The sequence below is a fragment of the Leclercia sp. UBA5958 genome, from assembly GCF_002430365.1.
GTDB classification, from domain to species: Bacteria; Pseudomonadota; Gammaproteobacteria; order Enterobacterales; family Enterobacteriaceae; genus Enterobacter; species Enterobacter pneumoniae.
The window spans coordinates 89,553-108,875 of sequence record NZ_DJCE01000001.1; the positions used below are offsets into that span (position 1 = coordinate 89,553).

The following is a 19,323-nucleotide window of genomic DNA, read 5'->3' on the forward strand; positions in this document are numbered from 1 at the left end:
ACGAAAAATATTCTCGTTTGCGGGATAAAAGTGACCTGACGCAATATTTGCGTTTTAGGGCTTATTGATAATGTTGTCACAAAAAGTGAGGGTGACTGCATGGATAAATTACTAGAGCGTTTTTTACAGTACGTTTCGCTGGATACCCAATCTAAGCCGGGTGTTCGCCAGGTACCGAGCACAGAGGGCCAATGGAAATTACTGCAGCTGCTAAAGTCGCAGCTTGAAGAGTTAGGCCTGGTCAACGTGACATTAAGTGACAAAGGCACGGTCATGGGCACGCTACCGGCGAACGTGCCGGGTGAGATCCCGGCCATTGGTTTCATATCCCATGTTGATACCTCCCCTGATTATAGCGGCAAAAACGTTAACCCTCAGATTGTGGAGAACTATCGCGGCGGCGATATCGCCCTGGGCGTCGGCGATGAGATTTTATCCCCGGTCATGTTCCCTGTGCTCCACCAGTTGCTCGGCCAGACCCTGATCACGACAGACGGTAAAACGCTGTTGGGAGCAGACGATAAAGCTGGCGTCGCCGAGATCATGACCGCGCTGGCGGTGCTGAAGGGTAAAAACATTCCTCACGGTGATATTCGTGTCGCCTTCACCCCCGATGAAGAGGTGGGGAAAGGGGCGAAGCATTTTGATGTGGAGGCGTTTAACGCAAAATGGGCCTACACCGTGGATGGCGGTGGCGTAGGGGAGCTGGAGTTCGAAAACTTCAACGCCGCGTCGGTCAATATCCGCATCGTGGGCAACAATGTGCACCCAGGCACCGCAAAAGGGGTGATGGTTAACGCACTCTCGCTGGCGGCGCGTATCCACGCCGAAGTGCCTGCCGGGGAGAGCCCGGAGCAGACGGAAGGCTATGAAGGTTTTTATCACCTCACCAGCATTAAAGGCACCGTTGACCGCGCGGATATGCACTACATCATTCGCGATTTCGACCGCGAGGGGTTTGAAGCGCGTAAACGTAAAATCATGGATATCGCCAAAAAGGTTGGCAAGGGGCTGCACCCGGATTGCTATATCGAACTGGTGATTGAAGACAGTTATTACAATATGCGGGATAAGGTGGTCGCACATCCGCACATTCTTGATATTGCCCAGCAGGCGATGCGTGATTGCGATATTGAACCGCAACTTAAGCCCATTCGTGGCGGAACCGACGGGGCACAGCTCTCCTTTATGGGGTTACCTTGCCCGAACCTCTTCACGGGGGGCTATAACTATCACGGCAAGCATGAGTTCGTCACCCTGGAAGGGATGGAGAAAGCGGTGCGGGTTATTGTGCGCATTGCCGAACTGACGGCGAAAGGGTAATCAGGAAGAGTCCGGGTGGCGCTATGGCCACCCGGTACAGGCGCGTCTTAGTCCTCAAAGAACCAGTAGCCGCTGTTAACCAGCGCGGCGAGCATCGCCAGGAAGGAGGGGTCATCCAGCGCATCGCCAAACTGTGCGGCATCCAGCACCATATGGCTGGCGATAGCTTCCACGGCAGGGCGGTGAGGTGAATCCAGCTTCTCGCCGTTAACATAAACCTCGCCATCGATACGCAGTACGCGCAGACCACCCAGGCGTACCAGTTTGTCGCCCTGCTGCAACGCATCGTAGATTTCGTCTGGCTGGTAAGGAGGCTCCGGCGGCGAAACGTCCAGCTCGTGACGAGACTGGCTGACAAACTCACCAAACCACTGGTTAAAATGTTCTGGTTGATTAATCAGGTCCAACATCATCCCACGCAGTTTATCGAGCTCCTGCGGCAGGATATCAGCGGGATGTTCACGGGCAGGGACGTCCGGATCGGCAAAGCGATGGCTTCCCAGCTCGCGCTGCAGGACGTAGTCCGCAAAGCTGCTGATCATCTCCCGGCCGCTTGGCGCGCGGAATCCGACGGAATAGTTCATCGAATTTTCCAGCGAGTAGCCTTCATGCGGGAATCCTGGCGGAATATAGAGTATGTCGCCCGGCTCCAGCTCTTCATCAATAATACCTTCGAAGGGATCGACCTGCAGCAAATCCGGATGCGGGCAGTGCTGCTTCATGGGCACTTTGTCACCCACGCGCCAGCGGCGACGGCCGGTGCCCTGAATGATAAAGACGTCATACTGATCGAGATGCGGGCCTACGCCGCCGCCAGGCACGGAGAAGGAGATCATCAGATCGTCCATCCGCCAGTCAGGCAGCGCGCGGAAGGGGCGCATCAGCGCTGCGGTAGGTTCATGCCAGTGGTTGACGGCCTGAACTAACAGCGACCAGTTGGTCTCGCCGAGGTGATCGTAGCTCTCGAACGGACCATGGCTAACCTGCCATTTCCCATCCTCATGACTGACCAGGCGGCTATCGACCTCATTCTCCATCGCTAAGCCAGCGAGCTCGTCAGGGGAGATAGGATCGACGAAATTTGCAATGCCGCGTTTCAGAACGACCGGGCGTTTTTGCCAGTAACGTTCAATAAACTCAGGCCAGTTAAGTGTTAAGTGATAATCCATAATATTTTATTCCGCAGGCTCTTACTGAGACGGATTATAACGGAAGCTCAGACACCTGCGCGTGAGAATCTCGCTTTTTTCACCCGGAGGGCTTAACTCTCATGGTCACCAGGCTGTTGGCGGCCAAAGATTGCCACCATGCGGGCACCGCCGAGCAGGCTGTCGCCCGTTTCGATACGGCCGTCATACTGCTCAACAATATCCCGCGCGACCGAAAGCCCCACGCCCTGGCCTGGACGCAGGGTATCAGCCCGCTGTCCGCGGTCGAAGACCTGATCGCGTTTACCCTGGGGAATACCGGGGCCATCGTCCTCAACAATAATATGAAGTTGATCGTCGTCCTGTCGGGCCGAGATTTCGACAAACTCGAGGCAATATTTGCAGGCGTTATCAAGCAGATTACCCATCACCTCCATAAAGTCGTTTTTCTCGCCAATGAAGCTTATCTCTGGCGAAATATCGAGGCTGATGCTGACCCCTTTACGTTGATAGACTTTGTTCAACGCCGAGGTGAGGTTGTCCAGCAGCGGCGCCACCGGGTGAAGTTCGCGGCTGAGCAACGCACTGCCAGAGCGCATACTTGCCCGGTGCAGGTAGTAGCCAATCTGCTGGGAGATACGGCTGATCTGCTCCAGCATCACCGGCTCGGCGTCGTCCACGCTCAGCTTCGCGCTGCGCAGGGATCGTAAGGTACTTTGTAACACCGCCAGCGGCGTCTTCAGACTGTGGGTCAGGTCGGTCAGCGTTGTGCGGTATTTGTCATAGCGTTCACGCTCACTCTTCAGCAGGCGGTTCAGGTTACGCACCAGGCTGGTCAGTTCACGGGTGGTGACCGGGTTAAGTTTCTCCCGGTGATGCTCTTCCAGCTCACGCACCTCTTTCGCCAGCGACTCGATAGGGCGCAGGCTCCACCAGGCGGCGACCCACAGCAGGGGGATCACCAGCAGCAGGTTCGCCACCAGCACATAGACGAACCAGTTCCACACCATATAAGAGCGTTTTAGCTCAACGGGAATGGTGTCGATCACCACGATGGTGAGCTGGGGCATTTCGAGGGTCGCGGGGTAGAGATTAATGGCGACCGAGTGGGTCATCTCAGTGTCGTCATCATCTTCGCGGATCTCGCTCAGTTGCTGCTGCATGGAGCGGTCATTACCCACCAGGCTGCTGGAGGCGTTAAGATCTGCCTCCAGCTCGTGAAATCCGTTGGTTCTCAGCCACTCCGGCTGGATACGGTTCACCAGCCAGGGTACATCTCGCTGGGCCCAGAGAAGCTGGCCCTTTTCACCGTATATCAGGGCGATGGTCGGGCTCTGTCGGTCCAGATGTTCCGGCATGTCGATGCTGATTTTATTATTTTCCCAGCGGGCAAGGGTATAAAACAGGTTACTTTCGCCGCGCAGTAGGCGAAAGGTGGTCTTGTCAAAGCTAACGCTGTAACCCACCAACGCCACCAGACCGTAGGCTAAAGAGAGCACCAGCACCACGGCGGCCGTCGCCAGCAGGAAGCGAACCCGCAGCGAAAGCGGCAGGAAGTGACGCAGAATTTTTTTCATTTAGCGTAATTCGAAAAGGTAGCCCTGACCGCGGACCGTCGTAATGACATCTTCCGGATACTGTGCCTGAATCTTTTTCCGCAGACGCCCCATCAGCACATCAATGGTGTGGCTTTCACGCAACTCAGCATCAGGATAGAGCTGCAACATCAGGGAATCTTTGCTAACCACTTTGCCGCTGTTGCGGATCAGGGTTTCCATAATGGTGTATTCGAAGGCGGTCAGTTTGATCACCTCGTCATTGATGGAGAGCTCACGGCGAGAGAGATCGACCTGGAAAGGCGGTAGCGAGATCACCTGAGAGGCGTGGCCGCTGTTACGGCGCATCAGGGCCTGCATGCGGGCAGCGACTTCTTCAATATGGAAGGGCTTGGTCACATAGTCGTCGGCCCCGGCGCTAAGCACCTCGACCTTATCCTGCCACCCTTCGCGGGCGGTTAACACCAGCACGGGCAGTGAGACATCGTGGCTGCGCCAGCGACGAATGAGCGACAGACCATCTTCATCCGGCAGGCCAAGATCGACGATGGCAATATCCGGCAAGTGTTCATTCAGATAGTAGTCAGCCTCTTTGGCATCTTCGGCATCATCCACCTGATGACCCATTTCCTGAAGTTGAACCTTCAGGTGATGACGTAATAATGCATTATCCTCGACAACCAATACGCGCATCATCGCTTCTCCCTAAAATAAATGCTCTGAATAGTTTAACGCTGATTATGTTGGGAGAGGGATAAACATTTAATAAACCGGGGGAGGGAACCCTCTTTCCGGACGGAAAGAGGGGGAATGCGATTACTTCAGTTCATCAACCATGGTAATGGCGCGGCCGATGTAATTCGCCGGGGTCATTGCCTTCAGACGGGTCTTCTCTTCTTCCGGCACGTCCAGGCTATCGATAAACTGTTTCATGCCTTCTGCGTCAACGCGCTTACCGCGGGTCAGCTCTTTCAGCTTCTCATACGGTTTTTCGATGCCATAGCGACGCATCACGGTCTGAATCGGCTCGGCCAGGACTTCCCAGTTGTGATCCAGTTCGTCCAGCAGACGGTCGCGGTTCACTTCCAGCTTGCTCACGCCCTTCAGGGTGGACTGATAAGCAATCAGCGCATAGCCAATACCCACGCCCAGGTTACGCAGGACGGTGGAGTCCGTCAGGTCGCGCTGCCAGCGGGAAACCGGCAGTTTGCTCGCCATGTGTTGCAGCACGGCATTCGCCAGGCCGAGGTTGCCTTCGGAGTTTTCGAAGTCAATCGGGTTCACTTTGTGCGGCATGGTGGAGGAGCCGATTTCGCCGGCGATGGTTTTCTGCTTGAAGTGGTTCAGCGCAATGTAACCCCAGACGTCACGATCAAAGTCGATCAGGATGGTGTTGAAACGCGCGATGCAGTCAAACAGCTCAGCAATATAGTCGTGCGGCTCGATCTGGGTGGTGTACGGGTTCCACTGAATGCCCAGTGAGGTCACGAACTCTTCGCTGAACTGGTGCCAGTCCACTTCCGGGTAGGCAGCGATGTGGGCATTGTAGTTACCGACAGCGCCGTTGATTTTACCGAGAATTTCAACCTGTTCCAGCTGACGGAACTGGCGCTCCATACGGTAGGCCACGTTCGCCATCTCTTTACCCATGGTGGATGGGGTAGCCGGCTGACCGTGGGTACGGGAAAGCAGCGGGATATCGCGATACTCGACCGACAGCGCTTTCACCGCGTCAATAATTTTACGCCAGTACGGCAGCACCACGTCCTGACGCGCAGTTGAGAGCATCAGGGCATGAGAAAGGTTATTGATATCTTCAGACGTACAGGCGAAGTGAATGAATTCGGAGACAGCATTGAGGGCCGGAATGCTGGCCACTTTCTCTTTCAGGAAATATTCAACCGCCTTCACATCGTGGTTGGTCGTGCGTTCAATGGTTTTGATGCGTGCGGCATCTTCTTCATTGAATTGAGCAACGATTTGATCGAGGTAATCGTTTGCCTGGGCGTCAAAAGCAGGAACTTCCTTGATGGCTGCCTGTGCGGCCAGCTTTTGCAGCCAGCGAACTTCAACCTGTACGCGGAACTTCAGCAGACCATATTCGCTGAAAATGTCGCGCAGCGCGCTGACTTTATCGCCGTAGCGTCCATCGACAGGGGAAACGGCGGTCAGTGAGGATAATTCCATAATTCGTAACTCCGGGAGGTTAACAATGAGCAAGAATCTGTTTTGCCTGAGTGCTCAGGCGATGACGAGAAAACATTAACTGCAGGCGGCCACCGCCGACCTGGTGCCACAGCACGGCGGCGCGAATGCCCGCCAGCAGCGAGGCGCGAACTTTCGCCTGCACCTGTGGACTTTGTAGCACTGCCGGGGACCCCGTGACCTGAATGCGTGGCCCCAGTGGGCTAATCACATCCACGTAGATACCCGCCATGGCGCTCAGTAAGGTTTCGGATTGCAGATCGAAATGATCGAGCTGACGCTGCAGCCCGGCAATGCGGTTGCCGAGGGTGTCCATCGCGCCTTTGGCGGCGTTGAGCTTACGCTCCAGCACCATCATGCTTAAGGTATAGCGGGTCAGTTCGGCATTCAGCCCCTGACGGTTGTTAGCGTTCAGCACCCCTAACAGGGTTTCAAGGCCGAGGCGAAGATTCGCTTCACTGCCGCCGAAGACACCAAGCGTTGAACTGGGGTTCAGATCAACGATGCTGTTCAGCGACACGTGCAGGGCATCAGCGTCGCAATGACCCTGATGCGCCAACTGTTGCACCAGACGGGCAGACTGGCAAATTCCCGCCAGCGCCAGGGTGATGTCATAATAGTTCTTCGCCACACTTACTCCTTTCTGTGTGCTAACGCATTAGTCGGTTATCAGCGGCAGACGCTGTTCGATGATACCACCGCCCAGACAGATTTCGCCGCTGTAGAAGACCGCGGACTGCCCTGGGGTAACGGCGGAGACGGGCTCGTCGAAGCGCACCTCAATGCGTTCGTCGTCAATCGCGGTGAGGGTGCAAGGAATATCGGTCTGGCGATAGCGGGTTTTCACCGTGCAACGCCGCGTGCCTTTTACCGGCTCGCGATCGACCCAGTGCAGCTGTTGGGCAATCAGCCCCACCGACATCAGACGCGGATGATCGTGCCCCTGCGCCACAATCAGAATATTGTTCTCAACATCTTTATCGACCACGTACCACGGATCTTCGCTGCCTTCTTTGGTACCACCAATCCCCAGCCCTTTGCGCTGGCCGAGGGTGTGGTACATCAGCCCCTGATGCTGACCAATTTCTTCACCATCAACGGTGACGATTTTGCCCGGCTGGGCTGGCAAGTAGCGGCCAAGGAATTCGCGGAATTTACGCTCGCCGATAAAACAGATACCGGTTGAGTCTTTTTTCTTGGCGGTGATCAGATCCAGCTCTTCGGCAATCTTACGCACTTCGGGTTTTTCCAGCTCGCCCACCGGGAACAGGCTCTGGGCAATCTGCTCATGACCGAGGGTATAGAGGAAATAGCTCTGATCTTTATTGCCGTCGAGGCCTCGCAGCAGCTGGCTTTTGCCGTTGACATCGGCACGACGCACATAGTGGCCAGTGGCAATGTAATCGGCGCCCAGGTCTTCAGCGGCGAACTCAAGGAAGGCTTTAAATTTGATCTCTTTGTTGCAGAGAATGTCCGGGTTAGGGGTACGGCCGGCTTTATACTCTTCCAGGAAATGTTCGAAGACATTATCCCAGTACTCTGCAGCAAAATTGACGGTATGCAGTTCAATGCCGAGCTTATCGCACACGGCCTGCGCATCGGCCAGATCGGCCGCCGCGGTACAGTATTCCTCGCCGTCGTCTTCCTCCCAGTTCTTCATGAACAGGCCTTCCACCTTATAGCCCTGTTGCAGCAACAGCCAGGCGGAAACGGAGGAGTCGACACCGCCGGACATGCCGACGATCACTTTTTTTGGGCTTTCTGACATTGGAATACTCACGACATTGAACTTCAAGGCGGCGTATTCTATCACGCGCCCCCGGCAATGGCACCCTCTGTAAACGGCCAGTTAAATTCGCCGATGGTCTCTAACGGCAGACGATGACCAGAGAGATAGCAGCGGATGCTCTCGGCAACCAGCGGTGAACGCAGGTTGGTGGCGCTCAGAATCTCGTCGGCGGTCACCCACAGGCAGCGGTCGATATCGTCGTCGTGCGGCTCGGTGTCGCACATTTCGTTAAGCTCGATAACAAACAGAAAACGTAGGAACGGGGTCTTATCCGGCGCAATCCAGTGATGAAGACGAATAAACTGCTGCGGTTCAGCGTGAATACCGGTCTCTTCCCACAATTCCCGGCGGGCGGCCTGTACCAGGGTCTCATCGGCTTCAAGATGACCGGCGGGTTGGTTCCACAGCGCTTTGCCGTTGATGGTCTCTTCCACCACCAGAAATTTGCCCTGGGCGTGAACCACTGTGGCCACGGTAACGTGCGGTTTAAACATTCTCTTCTCCTTTTTCTGTCCCGTCGCGCCATTCACCATTGGCCAGATTATCCAGTGAGTAATCGCCCATGGCGTAGCGGATTAAGCGTAACGTCGGGAAGCCGACATGCGCGGTCATGCGACGAACTTGGCGATTGCGCCCCTCATAAAGGGTAATTTTGAGCCAGGATGTGGGGATCGATTTGCGCTCGCGTACGGGCGGCGTGCGCGGCCACAGCCACTCCGGTTCACTCACCCGCTCAATACCGGCGGGCAGGGTAGGGCCATCGTTAAGGGTCACCCCGGTACGCAGAGCGGCAAGCGCCTCTTCGGTAGGTTCACCTTCTACCTGTACGTAATAGATCTTTCCGGTGCGCTTACCGGGCTGCGTCAGCCGCGCCTGCAATGCGCCGTCATTCGTTAACACCAGCAGACCTTCACTGTCGCGATCCAGACGGCCTGCGGCGTAGACGCCTGCAACTGGGATAAAGTCTTTCAACGTGCTGCGGCCAGCTTCATCGGTAAACTGCGGCAAAACATCGTAGGGTTTATTGAACAAAATCACCCGTTTGGGCTGGTTTGTTTTCGGTTTTCTGGTGGCTTGTCGTGAGCTGAATCGCTCAACCCGGTGATTTCTAAAAGAAGTTTTCTTCATGGTATTTTCAGGCTTTCTCAATTGCCGCATTATAGCCTAATAACGAAGACCTTTCATGGCGCCAGACATTCAGGTACTATCGGGAGGCTCATTACAAATTATTAACATAAGATCAGTAACAACCAGAAGCGCTCGAAGGAGAGGTTAATGGAAAGCAAAGTAGTTGTTCCGGCGGAAGGTAAAAAGATCACCCTGCAAGACGGTAAGCTGAACGTCCCTCATAACCCGATTATCCCGTTCATCGAAGGCGATGGTATCGGTGTAGACGTCACCCCGGCAATGCTGAAAGTGGTGGATGCCGCTGTTGAGAAAGCCTACAAAGGCGAGCGTAAAATTTCCTGGATGGAAATTTACACCGGTGAAAAATCTACCCACGTTTACGGCCAGGACGTCTGGCTGCCAGCTGAAACCCTCGATCTAATCCGCGACTACCGTGTTGCCATCAAAGGCCCACTGACTACCCCAGTCGGCGGCGGCATCCGTTCTCTGAACGTTGCGCTGCGTCAGGAGCTGGATCTGTATGTTTGCCTGCGTCCGGTACGTTATTACCAGGGCACCCCAAGCCCGGTTAAACACCCGGAGCTGACCGATATGGTTATCTTCCGTGAAAACTCTGAAGATATCTATGCGGGTATTGAGTGGAAAGCGGACTCCGCTGACGCCGAAAAAGTGATTAAATTCCTGCGCGACGAGATGGGCGTGAAGAAAATTCGCTTCCCGGAACATTGCGGTATCGGCATCAAGCCGTGCTCCGAAGAGGGGACTAAGCGTCTGGTACGTGCGGCGATCGAATATGCGATCACTAACGACCGTGACTCAGTGACCCTGGTTCACAAAGGTAACATCATGAAGTTCACCGAAGGCGCGTTCAAAGACTGGGGTTACCAGTTGGCGACCGACGAGTTCGGCGGTGAACTGATTGACGGCGGCCCATGGCAGAAGATTAAGAACCCGAACACCGGCAAAGAGATCATCATTAAAGATGTGATCGCCGATGCGTTCCTGCAGCAAATCCTGCTGCGTCCAGCGGAATACGACGTTATCGCCTGTATGAACCTGAACGGTGACTACATCTCCGACGCCCTGGCGGCGCAGGTTGGCGGCATCGGTATCGCCCCGGGCGCGAACATTGGTGACGAGTGCGCCCTGTTCGAAGCGACCCACGGTACTGCACCGAAGTATGCAGGCCAGGATAAGGTGAACCCAGGTTCAATCATCCTGTCGGCAGAGATGATGCTCCGTCATATGGAATGGTTCGAAGCAGCAGACCTTATCGTTAAAGGTATGGAAGGCGCGATCAACAACAAGACCGTGACCTATGACTTTGAACGTCTGATGGAAGGCGCTAAGCTGCTGAAATGTTCAGAGTTTGGTGACGCGATCATCGAAAACATGTAATCCAGTCACTGGGTTATACAAGAACGGGAGCCGAAGGGCTCCCGTTTTTTTATGCTTGATAAACTTTTCTCTTATGCCGGGCGGCTCGAGGTTGCCACGCAAAGTCTGATAACGGCTGAGTTATATATCAAGGCGAGTGGTATTGAGGGCTGTAATAGAATTTGCTGCTGCGCTTATGATTATCCAAATTATTATTCGGAATAATCGGAAAGGAGATTTTGCATTAATAAATGGCGCGTCAAAACGGCCTCTTTAAGCCTTATGCTCTCTGCGTTACAGGTGTGAGGAAGAATGTAAACAGCCCGGTAAACACCGGGCCTGCTCAGTTAAAACCAGTTGAATTTGGCGGACAGCAGACATAACAGCGCGCCTGCTGAAACAACATTTATAAAAATGATGAATCGACTAGATACGTTCATATTATCAATTTATGTATGGGATATTGAACCAGTGCGAATAATCGTAATAGCAAATGCTAAAACGATCAATGCGGGTACAGATAAAAAAAAGCCCACACGAGGTGGGCAAGAAATACTGGAAGCAATGTGAGCAATGTCGTACTGAATACCTGAGTGTTTCGCTCAACTATTCAGTATTGAGAAAGATAATCTTTCTCATTGGAACATGCAACCCCTTCTTTTGTGCGGATTGCCTCTTTTTCAGATGGCGTTAAATCGTGCACGTGATGCTTATCACAATTTGCAAATCTGAATCCTGTGCTATCCTTTGTGTGTACTTGATTTAACGACAAAAACCATACAGAGAGGAACGATATGGGAATTTTATCCTGGATTATCTTTGGGCTTATCGCGGGTATTCTGGCGAAGTGGATCATGCCGGGCAAAGACGGCGGCGGCTTCATTGTCACCATCATCCTGGGGATTATCGGTGCCGTGGTCGGCGGTTGGATCAGTACACTTTTCGGGTTCGGCAAAGTGGATGGGTTTAACTTCGGTAGCTTCGTAGTAGCGGTGATCGGTGCGCTGGTCGTGCTGTTTGTTTACCGTAAAATCAAGAGCTAACAAATAAAAAGACCGCCTTTTGGCGGTCTTTTTATTGTCATCACCACCAGCCCAGCTGGCTTCCGGCTACGGCAACTATGGCGACAATCAGCATAATAATGGTCGTTTTTCTCATTTATCCTCCCGGTGCCGCGTAACCGCCGACAAAAAACCACGTTAAAAATACTACCGCCGTTATAAAGATAACGACCGGAAACAAAATACCGATCCGCATGTTTTTATCCATCCTGATAATCAAAGCCCGTTGAGTGTACGGGGTTAATCCACATTGAGGAAAGCGGTTTTACGTCGGGATTTTTTATCCACGTACATCGCCGCATCGGCCGAGCGCAGGGCGCTGTCGGCATCGGTCGAAAGTGGATCCACTTCGATTACCCCAAGACTGGCCCCTGGATAGACAATATGCACATTGCCTAGCCAATACTCTCCGGCTATACGCGCATTGATTTGTGTCTTCAATAGCGAGAGCGATTGCTCTTCCTGCGTTCCCTCATTCCGGGACAGGCAAGCAACCATAAACTCGTCTCCGCCTAGTCTGCCGACGATATCATCATCACGACGGCCGTCGTTAAGCCGCTTGCCCACTTCAACCAGGAACTTGTCACCCGCTTCATGACCAAAGCGGTCATTAATCAGTTTGAAATCGTCCAGATCGATATAAGCGATAATGGCGTTCCGCTTTACGTGTCGCGCCAGGGAGAAAAGGGTAGAGAGGTCTTCAAAAATCGCACGCCGATTCGGCAGGCCCGTCAGCGCATCGGTATAGGAGTAGGCAATCAACGCCGCGTTGGCTTCTCGCAGTTGAGTGACCAGCGACTCTTTTTCAATGGACTGGGCAATCAGCCCGGCAAACAACTTCAGCACATGTTCGGCGCGCTCGCTCAATCTCTTTTTATGCGTGCTGGTCGCGCACAGGGTGCCGTAGAGAGAACCATCCGCAAGATGAATGGGGATGCTCATATAGGTGGTGATCCCCAGCGCTCTGGCTGCATCGCAATCGGGAAACTGATCCCCAACGCGATCGCTAAAAAAGGTACTGGAGTCGATCGCGCGCTTACACAGGGTATCGCCCCAGGGAACGCTCAACCCTTCCGGGATCTGCATCTGCTGGCTATTACGGGCATAAAGAATATGCTGCAAACGGGCGCTGATATCGATTTTAGTGAGATAGGTAGACTCCATCTCGGTAACAATCTCGAGCATTTCAAGAAGCTGGCGCACCAGACTCTCAAGAGATTGTTCGGTGGCAAGCGTTTCAGAAACACGGGCAAGAATAAGATCCGACATGCGATGCTCGACTCCCATACAGAGACCTCTGTATCTGTATGTTTTGCTGAAAAAATGGGCTTCGGCGCATAGTAAAACATGAATGTGAATAATTTGATATATCCAGGAATCGTCCGTTATGTTTCGGCGAGAGAATAAAAAAAGCCCCGGTAGTTAACCGGGGCAAAATAGATCTTGATTACGGAATGATGTTCTCTGGTCAAAGTGAGAACGGGGCCACTATAACCCCCAAAGATGCAGTATTAATGAAGAAATCATGGAGAAAGTGATTGCGATAATAGGCGGGATTAAGAATAATCTTAGCCCTCAGAATTCAACCTGCAATGAGTGAAGCATGTTTCAGTTAAAGCCGGGCAACCTGGCGTTAGTCATTGGCGCCCGTACGACTGCCGGCCGTCGCAATATTGGTAAATCCGTTGAGCTGTTTGGTCTTTGCCAGCCTGGACAGCGTTTTTTGAACCCGGTGAATGGCGTAATAACCGAAATGCCAGATACCGCCGAACGCGCGCTCTGGCTGGTGACCGGCGATGTCTTTGCCTGTGATAATCAGCACGGTTTTGCCTTTGTGCGCCCGGAACATCTGCTGCCGCTCAATCCGGAACAAATACCTGAAATCTTGCTCACAGCACTGCACGACTAAATTACAGACGGCGGAGCCATGCGGCCAACACCTGGGCGTGGTTCTGCTCGCGATCTTTCGCACCATAGAGCAGCGTGACCCTTTGTTTATCTGCCAGCCTTGCGATGCGTTTTCCTTCCTCAACGTTTTCTTCCAGCTCTTGCTGATACGCCTTACTGAAGCTGGCAAAGTCGATGGTTTCGCTATGGAAGGCTTTGCGCAGCTCGCCTGAAGGCGCCAGAACCTTGCACCATTCATCGCAGGCCAGGTCCGTTTTCTTCACTCCTCGTGGCCAGAGACGGTCAACCAGAATGCGGTAACCATCCTCTTTACTGGCGTCGTCATAGAGACGTTTGCACTGAATCATGATCCTTATCTCCTTATTTTGCCACCTAATTTAAGGTGTTGTGATAATTGCAAAAGATCGGTAGTCTGAGATTCCTTATGTTATCCGGAATTTTTCTGGCATAAGGAATACCTGATGGAACACACTCCGCAAAAAGATACCCTCCGCATTGCCCTGGTCGGGGATTATAACCCTGACGTTCTGGCGCACCAGGCGATACCGCTCGCCATTGATGATGCCGCCGCTGTACTGGATATTACCGCTGATTACGACTGGATAGCGACCATCGAGCTTAGTAGTCCGGAGGATCTGGTCGGTTATGACGCACTCTGGCTGGTTCCGGCAAGTCCTTATAAAAACGTGCAAGCGGCGTTCATTGCCGCCCGCTATGCCCGCGAAAACAGCCTGCCGTTCCTCGGTACCTGTGGCGGCTTCCAGCATGCGCTGATTGAATATGCGCGTAACGTGCTGGGCTGGCATGACGCTGCCCATGCTGAAACGGACAGCGACGGGCGCATGGTGATCGCTCCGCTCACCTGTTCTCTGGTGGAGGTCACGAACACCATCGAGTTGCGCGCCAATACCCTGATTGCGAAAGCGTATGGTCGGGAAGAGATTGTCGAGGGGTATCACTGCAACTACGGTGTGTCTGAAGCCTTTGCGGCAGAGCTGGAAAAGGGCGACCTGCGGGTCACCGGCTGGGATGAACAGGGTGATATTCGCGCCGTTGAGTTAGTGACGCATCCGTTTTTTGTCGCCACGCTGTTCCAGCATGAGCGTGCGGCGCTGGATGGGCGTCCTGCGCCGCTGGTGCAGGCACTGCTGCGTGCGGCGCAGGGCTAAAGGCCTGTTAACGCGGCGCGATCTCCCGATCGCGCCCGGCCAGTATGCCGCAAACGGCCATCACGATTGAGGCCAGCGCACAGGCAAGCAGCGGGATATGCCAGTCGCCGCTGGTATCATGAATTTTCCCCATCAGCGGTGGGCCGCAGGCGGCCAGCAAATAGCCCACCGACTGCGCCATCCCCGAAAGCGCCGCAGCCTGATGCGCGGAACTGGCACGCAGGCCAATAAAGGTCAGGCCGAGGATCATCGTCGCCCCTGAACCGAAGCCGAATATCAGCGTCCAGACCACAGCCTGCGAGGGCATAAACCAAAAGCCGGCGGCACTGACCGCACACATTAACGCTACCACTCCGGCCAGCGCGCGCTGATCTTTCAGACGGTGAAGGATCAGCGGAACGGCCAGCCCCGGGGCGGCAGTGGCCAGCTGCAGCAGGCCGTGCATGGAGCCGGCTTCGGTTTCGCTGTAGCCGTGACTTTGTAAAATAGCGGGTAACCAGCCGATAATGACGTAATAGATCAGCGAGTTAATGCCGAGGAACAGCGTGACTTGCCAGGCCAACGGTGAGCGCCAGATCCCCCGGTTATGCAGCGCCCGGGCACCACTGAGCTGGCTGGCCGGTTGCTGTCGCCATTGTGGGAGCCACAGCAGCAACGCCAGCAGCGGGAAGACCATCAGCATCAATAAGGCGCCGTGCCAGCCCGCACCGCCCAATGCCACCGGCACCACCAGCGCTGAGCCCAGCGCCGCCGCCGCGCCCATGGTCAGAGAGTAGGCCCCGGTTAACTTCGCCACCTGGCCTGGAAAGTCACGTTTAATCAGTCCTGGCAGTAACACATTGCCCAGTGCAATACCGCAGCCGATCACGGCGGTGCCGATAAACAGCAGCGATGCCGTGGGCAGGGAACGCAGCGCAATACCGCCGATAATTAGCAGCAACGCCACAAACAGGCTGCGCTCCATCCCAATGCGCCGGGCAAGGCCTGCCGCTAACGGCGATATCAGCGCAAAAGCCAGCAACGGCAGGGTGGTCAGTAATCCAGTCTGAGCGGTACTCAGGGCGTAGTCGAGACGAATCGCATCCAGTAGCGGTGCGGCGCCGGTAAAAGTCACTCGCAGCGTGGTGGCGATTAACAAAATCCCGGCAATCAGCAGGGCGCGCTGTTTCCCGGTGGCAGAGAGTGCAGTGGTCATTGTTTTCCCTGGTCTGAAATGAAGGCCACACGATACCCGTTTTCGTTGCTGATGGAATCAAGCTAAAATGACAGATTATCGCTAAATTCGGACAAGATGATGTCTGGTCTCGGTTTAAATGGTTATGACCCGGATAGCCAGCACGCTGCGGCAGTGGCTTTCCATATTCGCGTGGTGGAAGAGGAGCAGCACATTCCGCTGCATCAGCACCGCAAGGGACAGTTGATCCTGGCGCTACGCGGCGCCATCACCACGGAGGTGGAAAACGCCATGCTGATGGTGCCACCCCAGTATGCGGTGTGGATCCCGGGGCAGCTTCCCCACAGTAATAAAGCCACCCCCGGCGCGCGGCTCTGCTTCTTATTTATTGAACCCGGAGCTATCGCGCTACCCGATCGCTGCTGCACATTAAAAATCTCGCCGCTGGTACGAGAGGTGATCCTCGCAATGGCAGAACGTCAAAACATCGCCTGCCAGCGACTGGTGGAGGTGCTGGGCGATGAACTGCCGAGCCAGCCGCAGGAACAGTTACAGTTGCCGGTATCACCGCATCCTAAAATCCGTCAGATGAGTGAAATGATGATCGCCCAGCCCGCCGCCTGGCAAACCCTGCACCAATGGGCACGTCATTTTGCGATGAGTGAGCGTAACCTGGCCCGGCTTGTGGTTAACGAAACCGGGCTGAGTTTTCGCCGCTGGCGCCATCAGCTACAACTGATTGTCGCGCTACAGGCATTAATATCCGGGCAGACGGTGCAGCAGGTCGCGCAAATGCTGGGCTACGACTCCACCACCGCCTTTATTACTATGTTCAAGAAGGGGCTTGGGCAGACCCCCGCGCGCTACATTGCCAGCCTGGCTACGTCTTACCGATAAACAGCGAGACCAGACCGGCAGCGATAAGCGGGCCAACGGGAACGCCGCGAAACAGCGCGACCCCCAGTACGGTACCCACCAGCAGGCCGGCAACCAGCGTCGGCTGAGAGCTCATTAAGGTTACGCCCCGTCCGCCCAGCCAGGAGACAAAGACGCCCACGGCAATGGCAATCAATGATTTCCAGTTCATAAAGGCGTGGATAAGCGTAGAGGCAGGTAGCGTACCGCTGGCGATGGGCGCCATCACCCCAATGGTGAGAATAATGATGCCGATGGTCAGGCCCTGTTTTTCAATCCAGGGGAAAAAGCCGCTGAGTGGCGTAACGCGCACAATAATTAACACCAGAATGGAGATGGCAACCGTGGTGTTATGGCTGACAAAGCCCAGTGCAGCCAGCCCGAGCAGGATAAGCAGGGTAGGGTCAAACATGAAGAGATCCTTGCCAAAAATAGTAAGCCTGCTTACTTTACCCGCAACCGGGTGAGTAAACAGGCTTTTCTAAAAAATTCCACTATTTTTGGGCGGCTGCCTGAAGGTTACTCCACTAACAGCGATACCAGCGGGCTTCCTTCGCGCACAAAGACAGGAATGGTCTCCAGTGCGGCCTCAACACGGATACGTTCACCGCCCTGGTAGCGCTCACCGTTCAGTGCGATCCACTGCTGGCCCGCAGGCAACCAAACCTCACGCTGGCGCTGTCCGGCGTGCATCACCGGCGCGACTAGCAGGTCCTCGCCAAACAGATATTGATCTTCAATTTCCCAGCTCTGGGGCTGCTGCGGATAGTGCCAGAAGAGCGGGCGCATTAGCGGATCGCCGTGCTGATGGGCATTGTCATACAGCTCATCAATATAAGGTCGCAATTTCTCGCGTACCGTCAGCCAGTGCTGCATGATGCTGAAGTTCGCTTCGCCATAACTCCACAGTTCGTTCGGGGAGCCGCTGTTGCACTGAGGAATGCCGTCGCGATAGCGCTCTGGCGGCTGGATTTGTGGCTCACGATATCCGTGCATCCGCAGAACCGGGCAGAAGACCGCCCACTGGAACCAGCGGATCAGCAGTTCATGAAACGCCGGATCGTTAACGTTGCCGCCCTGGAAGCCGCCGATATCGGTCGTCCACCAGGGGATACCCGCCAGACCCATATTGAGCCCTGCGGCGAGCTGATTGCGGAAGGCGTGGAAAGATGAGTGCACATCGCCTGACCAGGCCAGCACGCCATAGCGCTGGCTGCCTGCCCATGAACAGCGCACCAGGTTAACAATATCCTTTTCGCCGTTGGCCTTCAGCCCATCGTAGAACCCTTGCGCGAAGTCGCGTGGATAGCGGTTACCCACTTCCAGTACCGGGCCTGCGTGGTAACGATAGTTATCAAAGTCGTAGGCACGATACTCAGGCTCGGCCTCATCCAGCCAGAACAATTTGATACCCAGATCATAATAATTCTGTTTTACCGTATCCCAGACGAAGGCGCGCGCCTGGGGATGCGTCGCGTCAAAGAAGGTCGTGTTACCCATAAAGTCGAGATTTACCTGCACCCCGCGTTCGCTGGACACCAGCCAGCCTTTGGCTTTCATGTGGGGATAGAGCGGGCTACGTGCTTCAACCGTTGGCCAGACCGAGACCATCAGCTCAATGCCCAGGCCGTTAAGCTCTTCAACCATCGCTTTCGGATCGGGCCAGTCGACCGGATCAAAACACCAGGTCCCCTGATTCGGCCAGTGGAAGAAATCGATCACCATCACCGACAGCGGTAGGTTGCGGCGACGGTACTCACGGGCTACGTCCAGCACCTCCTGCTGGGTGCGATAGCGCAGTTTGCACTGCCATAATCCGCTGATAAATGCCGGGGCCGGCGGAGGTGTCCCCGTGGCCTTGACATACTGGCGGGTAATGGCCTGGATGGAGTCCGCGGCGGTGATCCAGTAGTCCATCTCGCCGGTCACGCGGGCGCGCCATTCGGTCTGGTTTTTGGCGAAACTGACCTCGCCGATGGCCGGGTTGTTCCAGAGCACGCCATAACCGAGGCTCGACTGCATAAAGGGAACGCTGGCCTGGGAGTTGCGCTGTGCCAGCTCAAGGGTGCAGCCTTTCAAATCCAGCCACGGCTGTTGGTACTGACCCATACCGTAAATCCGCTCATCAGGGCGCGACTCAAAACGGACGGCGAGCTGATATTTCCCGCCCGCAAGCGGTTTGAATTCACGGCCATCAAGCTTCAGCGCACTGACGTACTTATCCTGACTCTTTTCACTTGCCCCAATGCCTACCGTGGAGCGCTGACGCCACATCTCCTCCAGCAGCAACTCTCCGCGCTGGTTATAAAACGCCAGTTGCCCCTTCAGGTTGAGCACTGCGGTAATATTGCCATTACGCAGGGTCAGGATCTCGGGCTGGACGTTAATGTCAGCCGTAGACGGTGTCGCCGGCAGTAAGGCGTGATTTTCATCATTGAACGCCGGTGAACAGGTCGCTCTCACGCGCAGGCTGTGCTCTCCCCAGGGCTCTATACGTAAGATCTGACGCTCAAAACGCCACTCAATACTGTTGGTGTGTCGAATAAGTTCACTCATGAATGCTGCGTCCT

The 19,323-nt window shown here is 54.8% G+C and carries 22 protein-coding genes; 6 read left to right on the plus strand and 16 right to left on the minus strand.

Annotated features, from left to right (window positions below):
- The first annotated feature begins 99 nt into the window (after nucleotides 1–99).
- Nucleotides 100–1,323: a peptidase T gene (gene pepT / locus B2Q93_RS00470; protein ID WP_040076112.1), complete on the plus strand. Its 1,224-nt coding sequence runs from the start codon at nucleotides 100–102 to the stop codon at nucleotides 1,321–1,323.
- Between the two features lie 47 nt (nucleotides 1,324–1,370).
- Here the strand turns inward: pepT and B2Q93_RS00475 are convergent, their stop codons facing one another.
- The 8 genes from B2Q93_RS00475 to rluE all read right to left on the minus strand — a co-directional run bounded on the left by B2Q93_RS00475 (nucleotide 1,371) and on the right by rluE (nucleotide 9,179).
- Entirely contained in the window at nucleotides 1,371–2,492 is a 1,122-nt protein-coding gene (locus tag B2Q93_RS00475; protein ID WP_286778010.1) for a cupin domain-containing protein, read from the minus strand.
- A gap of 92 nt (nucleotides 2,493–2,584) precedes the next feature.
- On the minus strand, nucleotides 2,585–4,048 hold the full coding sequence (phoQ, locus tag B2Q93_RS00480; protein WP_046885680.1) for a two-component system sensor histidine kinase PhoQ: 1,464 nt from the start codon (nucleotides 4,046–4,048) through the stop codon (nucleotides 2,585–2,587).
- On the minus strand, nucleotides 4,049–4,720 hold the full coding sequence (gene phoP, locus B2Q93_RS00485) for a two-component system response regulator PhoP (RefSeq protein ID WP_040078526.1): 672 nt from the start codon (nucleotides 4,718–4,720) through the stop codon (nucleotides 4,049–4,051).
- Between the two features lie 123 nt (nucleotides 4,721–4,843).
- Nucleotides 4,844–6,214 carry an adenylosuccinate lyase gene (purB, locus tag B2Q93_RS00490; protein ID WP_212477851.1) on the minus strand — a complete coding sequence of 457 codons (1,371 nt, stop codon included), beginning with the start codon at nucleotides 6,212–6,214 and terminating at the stop codon, nucleotides 4,844–4,846.
- A gap of 19 nt (nucleotides 6,215–6,233) precedes the next feature.
- Entirely contained in the window at nucleotides 6,234–6,863 is a 630-nt protein-coding gene (gene hflD, locus B2Q93_RS00495) for a high frequency lysogenization protein HflD (protein WP_040076078.1), read from the minus strand.
- Between the two features lie 27 nt (nucleotides 6,864–6,890).
- Nucleotides 6,891–8,000, minus strand: a complete 1,110-nt coding sequence (gene mnmA / locus B2Q93_RS00500; RefSeq protein ID WP_286931588.1) for a tRNA 2-thiouridine(34) synthase MnmA — start codon at nucleotides 7,998–8,000, stop codon at nucleotides 6,891–6,893.
- Nucleotides 8,001–8,041: 41 nt separating this feature from the next.
- Nucleotides 8,042–8,515: an NUDIX hydrolase gene (locus tag B2Q93_RS00505; protein WP_207293502.1), complete on the minus strand. Its 474-nt coding sequence runs from the start codon at nucleotides 8,513–8,515 to the stop codon at nucleotides 8,042–8,044.
- On the minus strand, nucleotides 8,508–9,179 hold the full coding sequence (gene rluE / locus B2Q93_RS00510) for a 23S rRNA pseudouridine(2457) synthase RluE (protein ID WP_286931589.1): 672 nt from the start codon (nucleotides 9,177–9,179) through the stop codon (nucleotides 8,508–8,510). The genes B2Q93_RS00505 and rluE overlap by 8 nt, the downstream gene beginning before the upstream one ends.
- 117 nt (nucleotides 9,180–9,296) lie before the next feature.
- Here rluE and icd point away from each other — a divergent pair, with 117 nt between their 5' ends.
- Nucleotides 9,297–10,547 (plus strand): NADP-dependent isocitrate dehydrogenase, encoded by a 1,251-nt coding sequence (icd, locus tag B2Q93_RS00515; protein ID WP_040076074.1) that lies wholly within the window; start codon nucleotides 9,297–9,299, stop codon nucleotides 10,545–10,547.
- Between the two features lie 326 nt (nucleotides 10,548–10,873).
- On the opposite strand, the gene yncL is transcribed toward icd, so the two are convergent.
- Complete coding sequence (gene yncL / locus B2Q93_RS00520; RefSeq protein WP_072039515.1) at nucleotides 10,874–10,966, minus strand: stress response membrane protein YncL; 93 nt, start codon at nucleotides 10,964–10,966, stop codon at nucleotides 10,874–10,876.
- 354 nt (nucleotides 10,967–11,320) lie between these two features.
- Between yncL and B2Q93_RS00525 the strand changes: the two genes are divergently transcribed.
- Complete coding sequence (locus B2Q93_RS00525) at nucleotides 11,321–11,569, plus strand: GlsB/YeaQ/YmgE family stress response membrane protein (protein ID WP_040076073.1); 249 nt, start codon at nucleotides 11,321–11,323, stop codon at nucleotides 11,567–11,569.
- A 40-nt stretch (nucleotides 11,570–11,609) separates the two neighbouring features.
- On the opposite strand, the gene yoaJ is transcribed toward B2Q93_RS00525, so the two are convergent.
- Genes yoaJ through B2Q93_RS00535 form a run of 3 tightly spaced genes read right to left on the minus strand, consistent with a single transcriptional unit; the run spans nucleotide 11,610 to nucleotide 12,856 of the window.
- Entirely contained in the window at nucleotides 11,610–11,684 is a 75-nt protein-coding gene (gene yoaJ / locus B2Q93_RS21245; protein WP_073885218.1) for a protein YoaJ, read from the minus strand.
- Nucleotides 11,685–11,783: a YoaK family small membrane protein gene (locus tag B2Q93_RS00530; protein WP_154298865.1), complete on the minus strand. Its 99-nt coding sequence runs from the start codon at nucleotides 11,781–11,783 to the stop codon at nucleotides 11,685–11,687.
- A gap of 44 nt (nucleotides 11,784–11,827) precedes the next feature.
- Complete coding sequence (locus B2Q93_RS00535; protein WP_286931590.1) at nucleotides 11,828–12,856, minus strand: sensor domain-containing diguanylate cyclase; 1,029 nt, start codon at nucleotides 12,854–12,856, stop codon at nucleotides 11,828–11,830.
- A gap of 334 nt (nucleotides 12,857–13,190) precedes the next feature.
- Here B2Q93_RS00535 and B2Q93_RS00540 point away from each other — a divergent pair, with 334 nt between their 5' ends.
- Complete coding sequence (locus tag B2Q93_RS00540; RefSeq protein WP_263616287.1) at nucleotides 13,191–13,496, plus strand: hypothetical protein; 306 nt, start codon at nucleotides 13,191–13,193, stop codon at nucleotides 13,494–13,496.
- Between the two features lies 1 nt (nucleotide 13,497).
- On the opposite strand, the gene B2Q93_RS00545 is transcribed toward B2Q93_RS00540, so the two are convergent.
- On the minus strand, nucleotides 13,498–13,842 hold the full coding sequence (locus B2Q93_RS00545) for a DUF488 domain-containing protein (RefSeq protein ID WP_040076069.1): 345 nt from the start codon (nucleotides 13,840–13,842) through the stop codon (nucleotides 13,498–13,500).
- Between the two features lie 114 nt (nucleotides 13,843–13,956).
- Here B2Q93_RS00545 and B2Q93_RS00550 point away from each other — a divergent pair, with 114 nt between their 5' ends.
- Nucleotides 13,957–14,664, plus strand: a complete 708-nt coding sequence (locus B2Q93_RS00550) for a CTP synthase C-terminal region-related (seleno)protein (protein ID WP_286931591.1) — start codon at nucleotides 13,957–13,959, stop codon at nucleotides 14,662–14,664.
- A gap of 7 nt (nucleotides 14,665–14,671) precedes the next feature.
- On the opposite strand, the gene B2Q93_RS00555 is transcribed toward B2Q93_RS00550, so the two are convergent.
- Nucleotides 14,672–15,859: a CynX/NimT family MFS transporter gene (locus B2Q93_RS00555; RefSeq protein WP_286931592.1), complete on the minus strand. Its 1,188-nt coding sequence runs from the start codon at nucleotides 15,857–15,859 to the stop codon at nucleotides 14,672–14,674.
- Nucleotides 15,860–15,958: 99 nt separating this feature from the next.
- Here B2Q93_RS00555 and B2Q93_RS00560 point away from each other — a divergent pair, with 99 nt between their 5' ends.
- Nucleotides 15,959–16,735: an AraC family transcriptional regulator gene (locus B2Q93_RS00560; RefSeq protein WP_046885878.1), complete on the plus strand. Its 777-nt coding sequence runs from the start codon at nucleotides 15,959–15,961 to the stop codon at nucleotides 16,733–16,735.
- Here the strand turns inward: B2Q93_RS00560 and B2Q93_RS00565 are convergent.
- Nucleotides 16,719–17,165, minus strand: a complete 447-nt coding sequence (locus B2Q93_RS00565) for a DUF441 domain-containing protein (RefSeq protein ID WP_040076064.1) — start codon at nucleotides 17,163–17,165, stop codon at nucleotides 16,719–16,721. The two genes, B2Q93_RS00560 and B2Q93_RS00565, sit on opposite strands and share 17 nt — an antisense overlap.
- 107 nt (nucleotides 17,166–17,272) lie before the next feature.
- On the minus strand, nucleotides 17,273–19,309 hold the full coding sequence (locus B2Q93_RS00570) for a TIM-barrel domain-containing protein (protein WP_286931593.1): 2,037 nt from the start codon (nucleotides 19,307–19,309) through the stop codon (nucleotides 17,273–17,275).
- Nucleotides 19,310–19,323 lie beyond the last annotated feature (14 nt).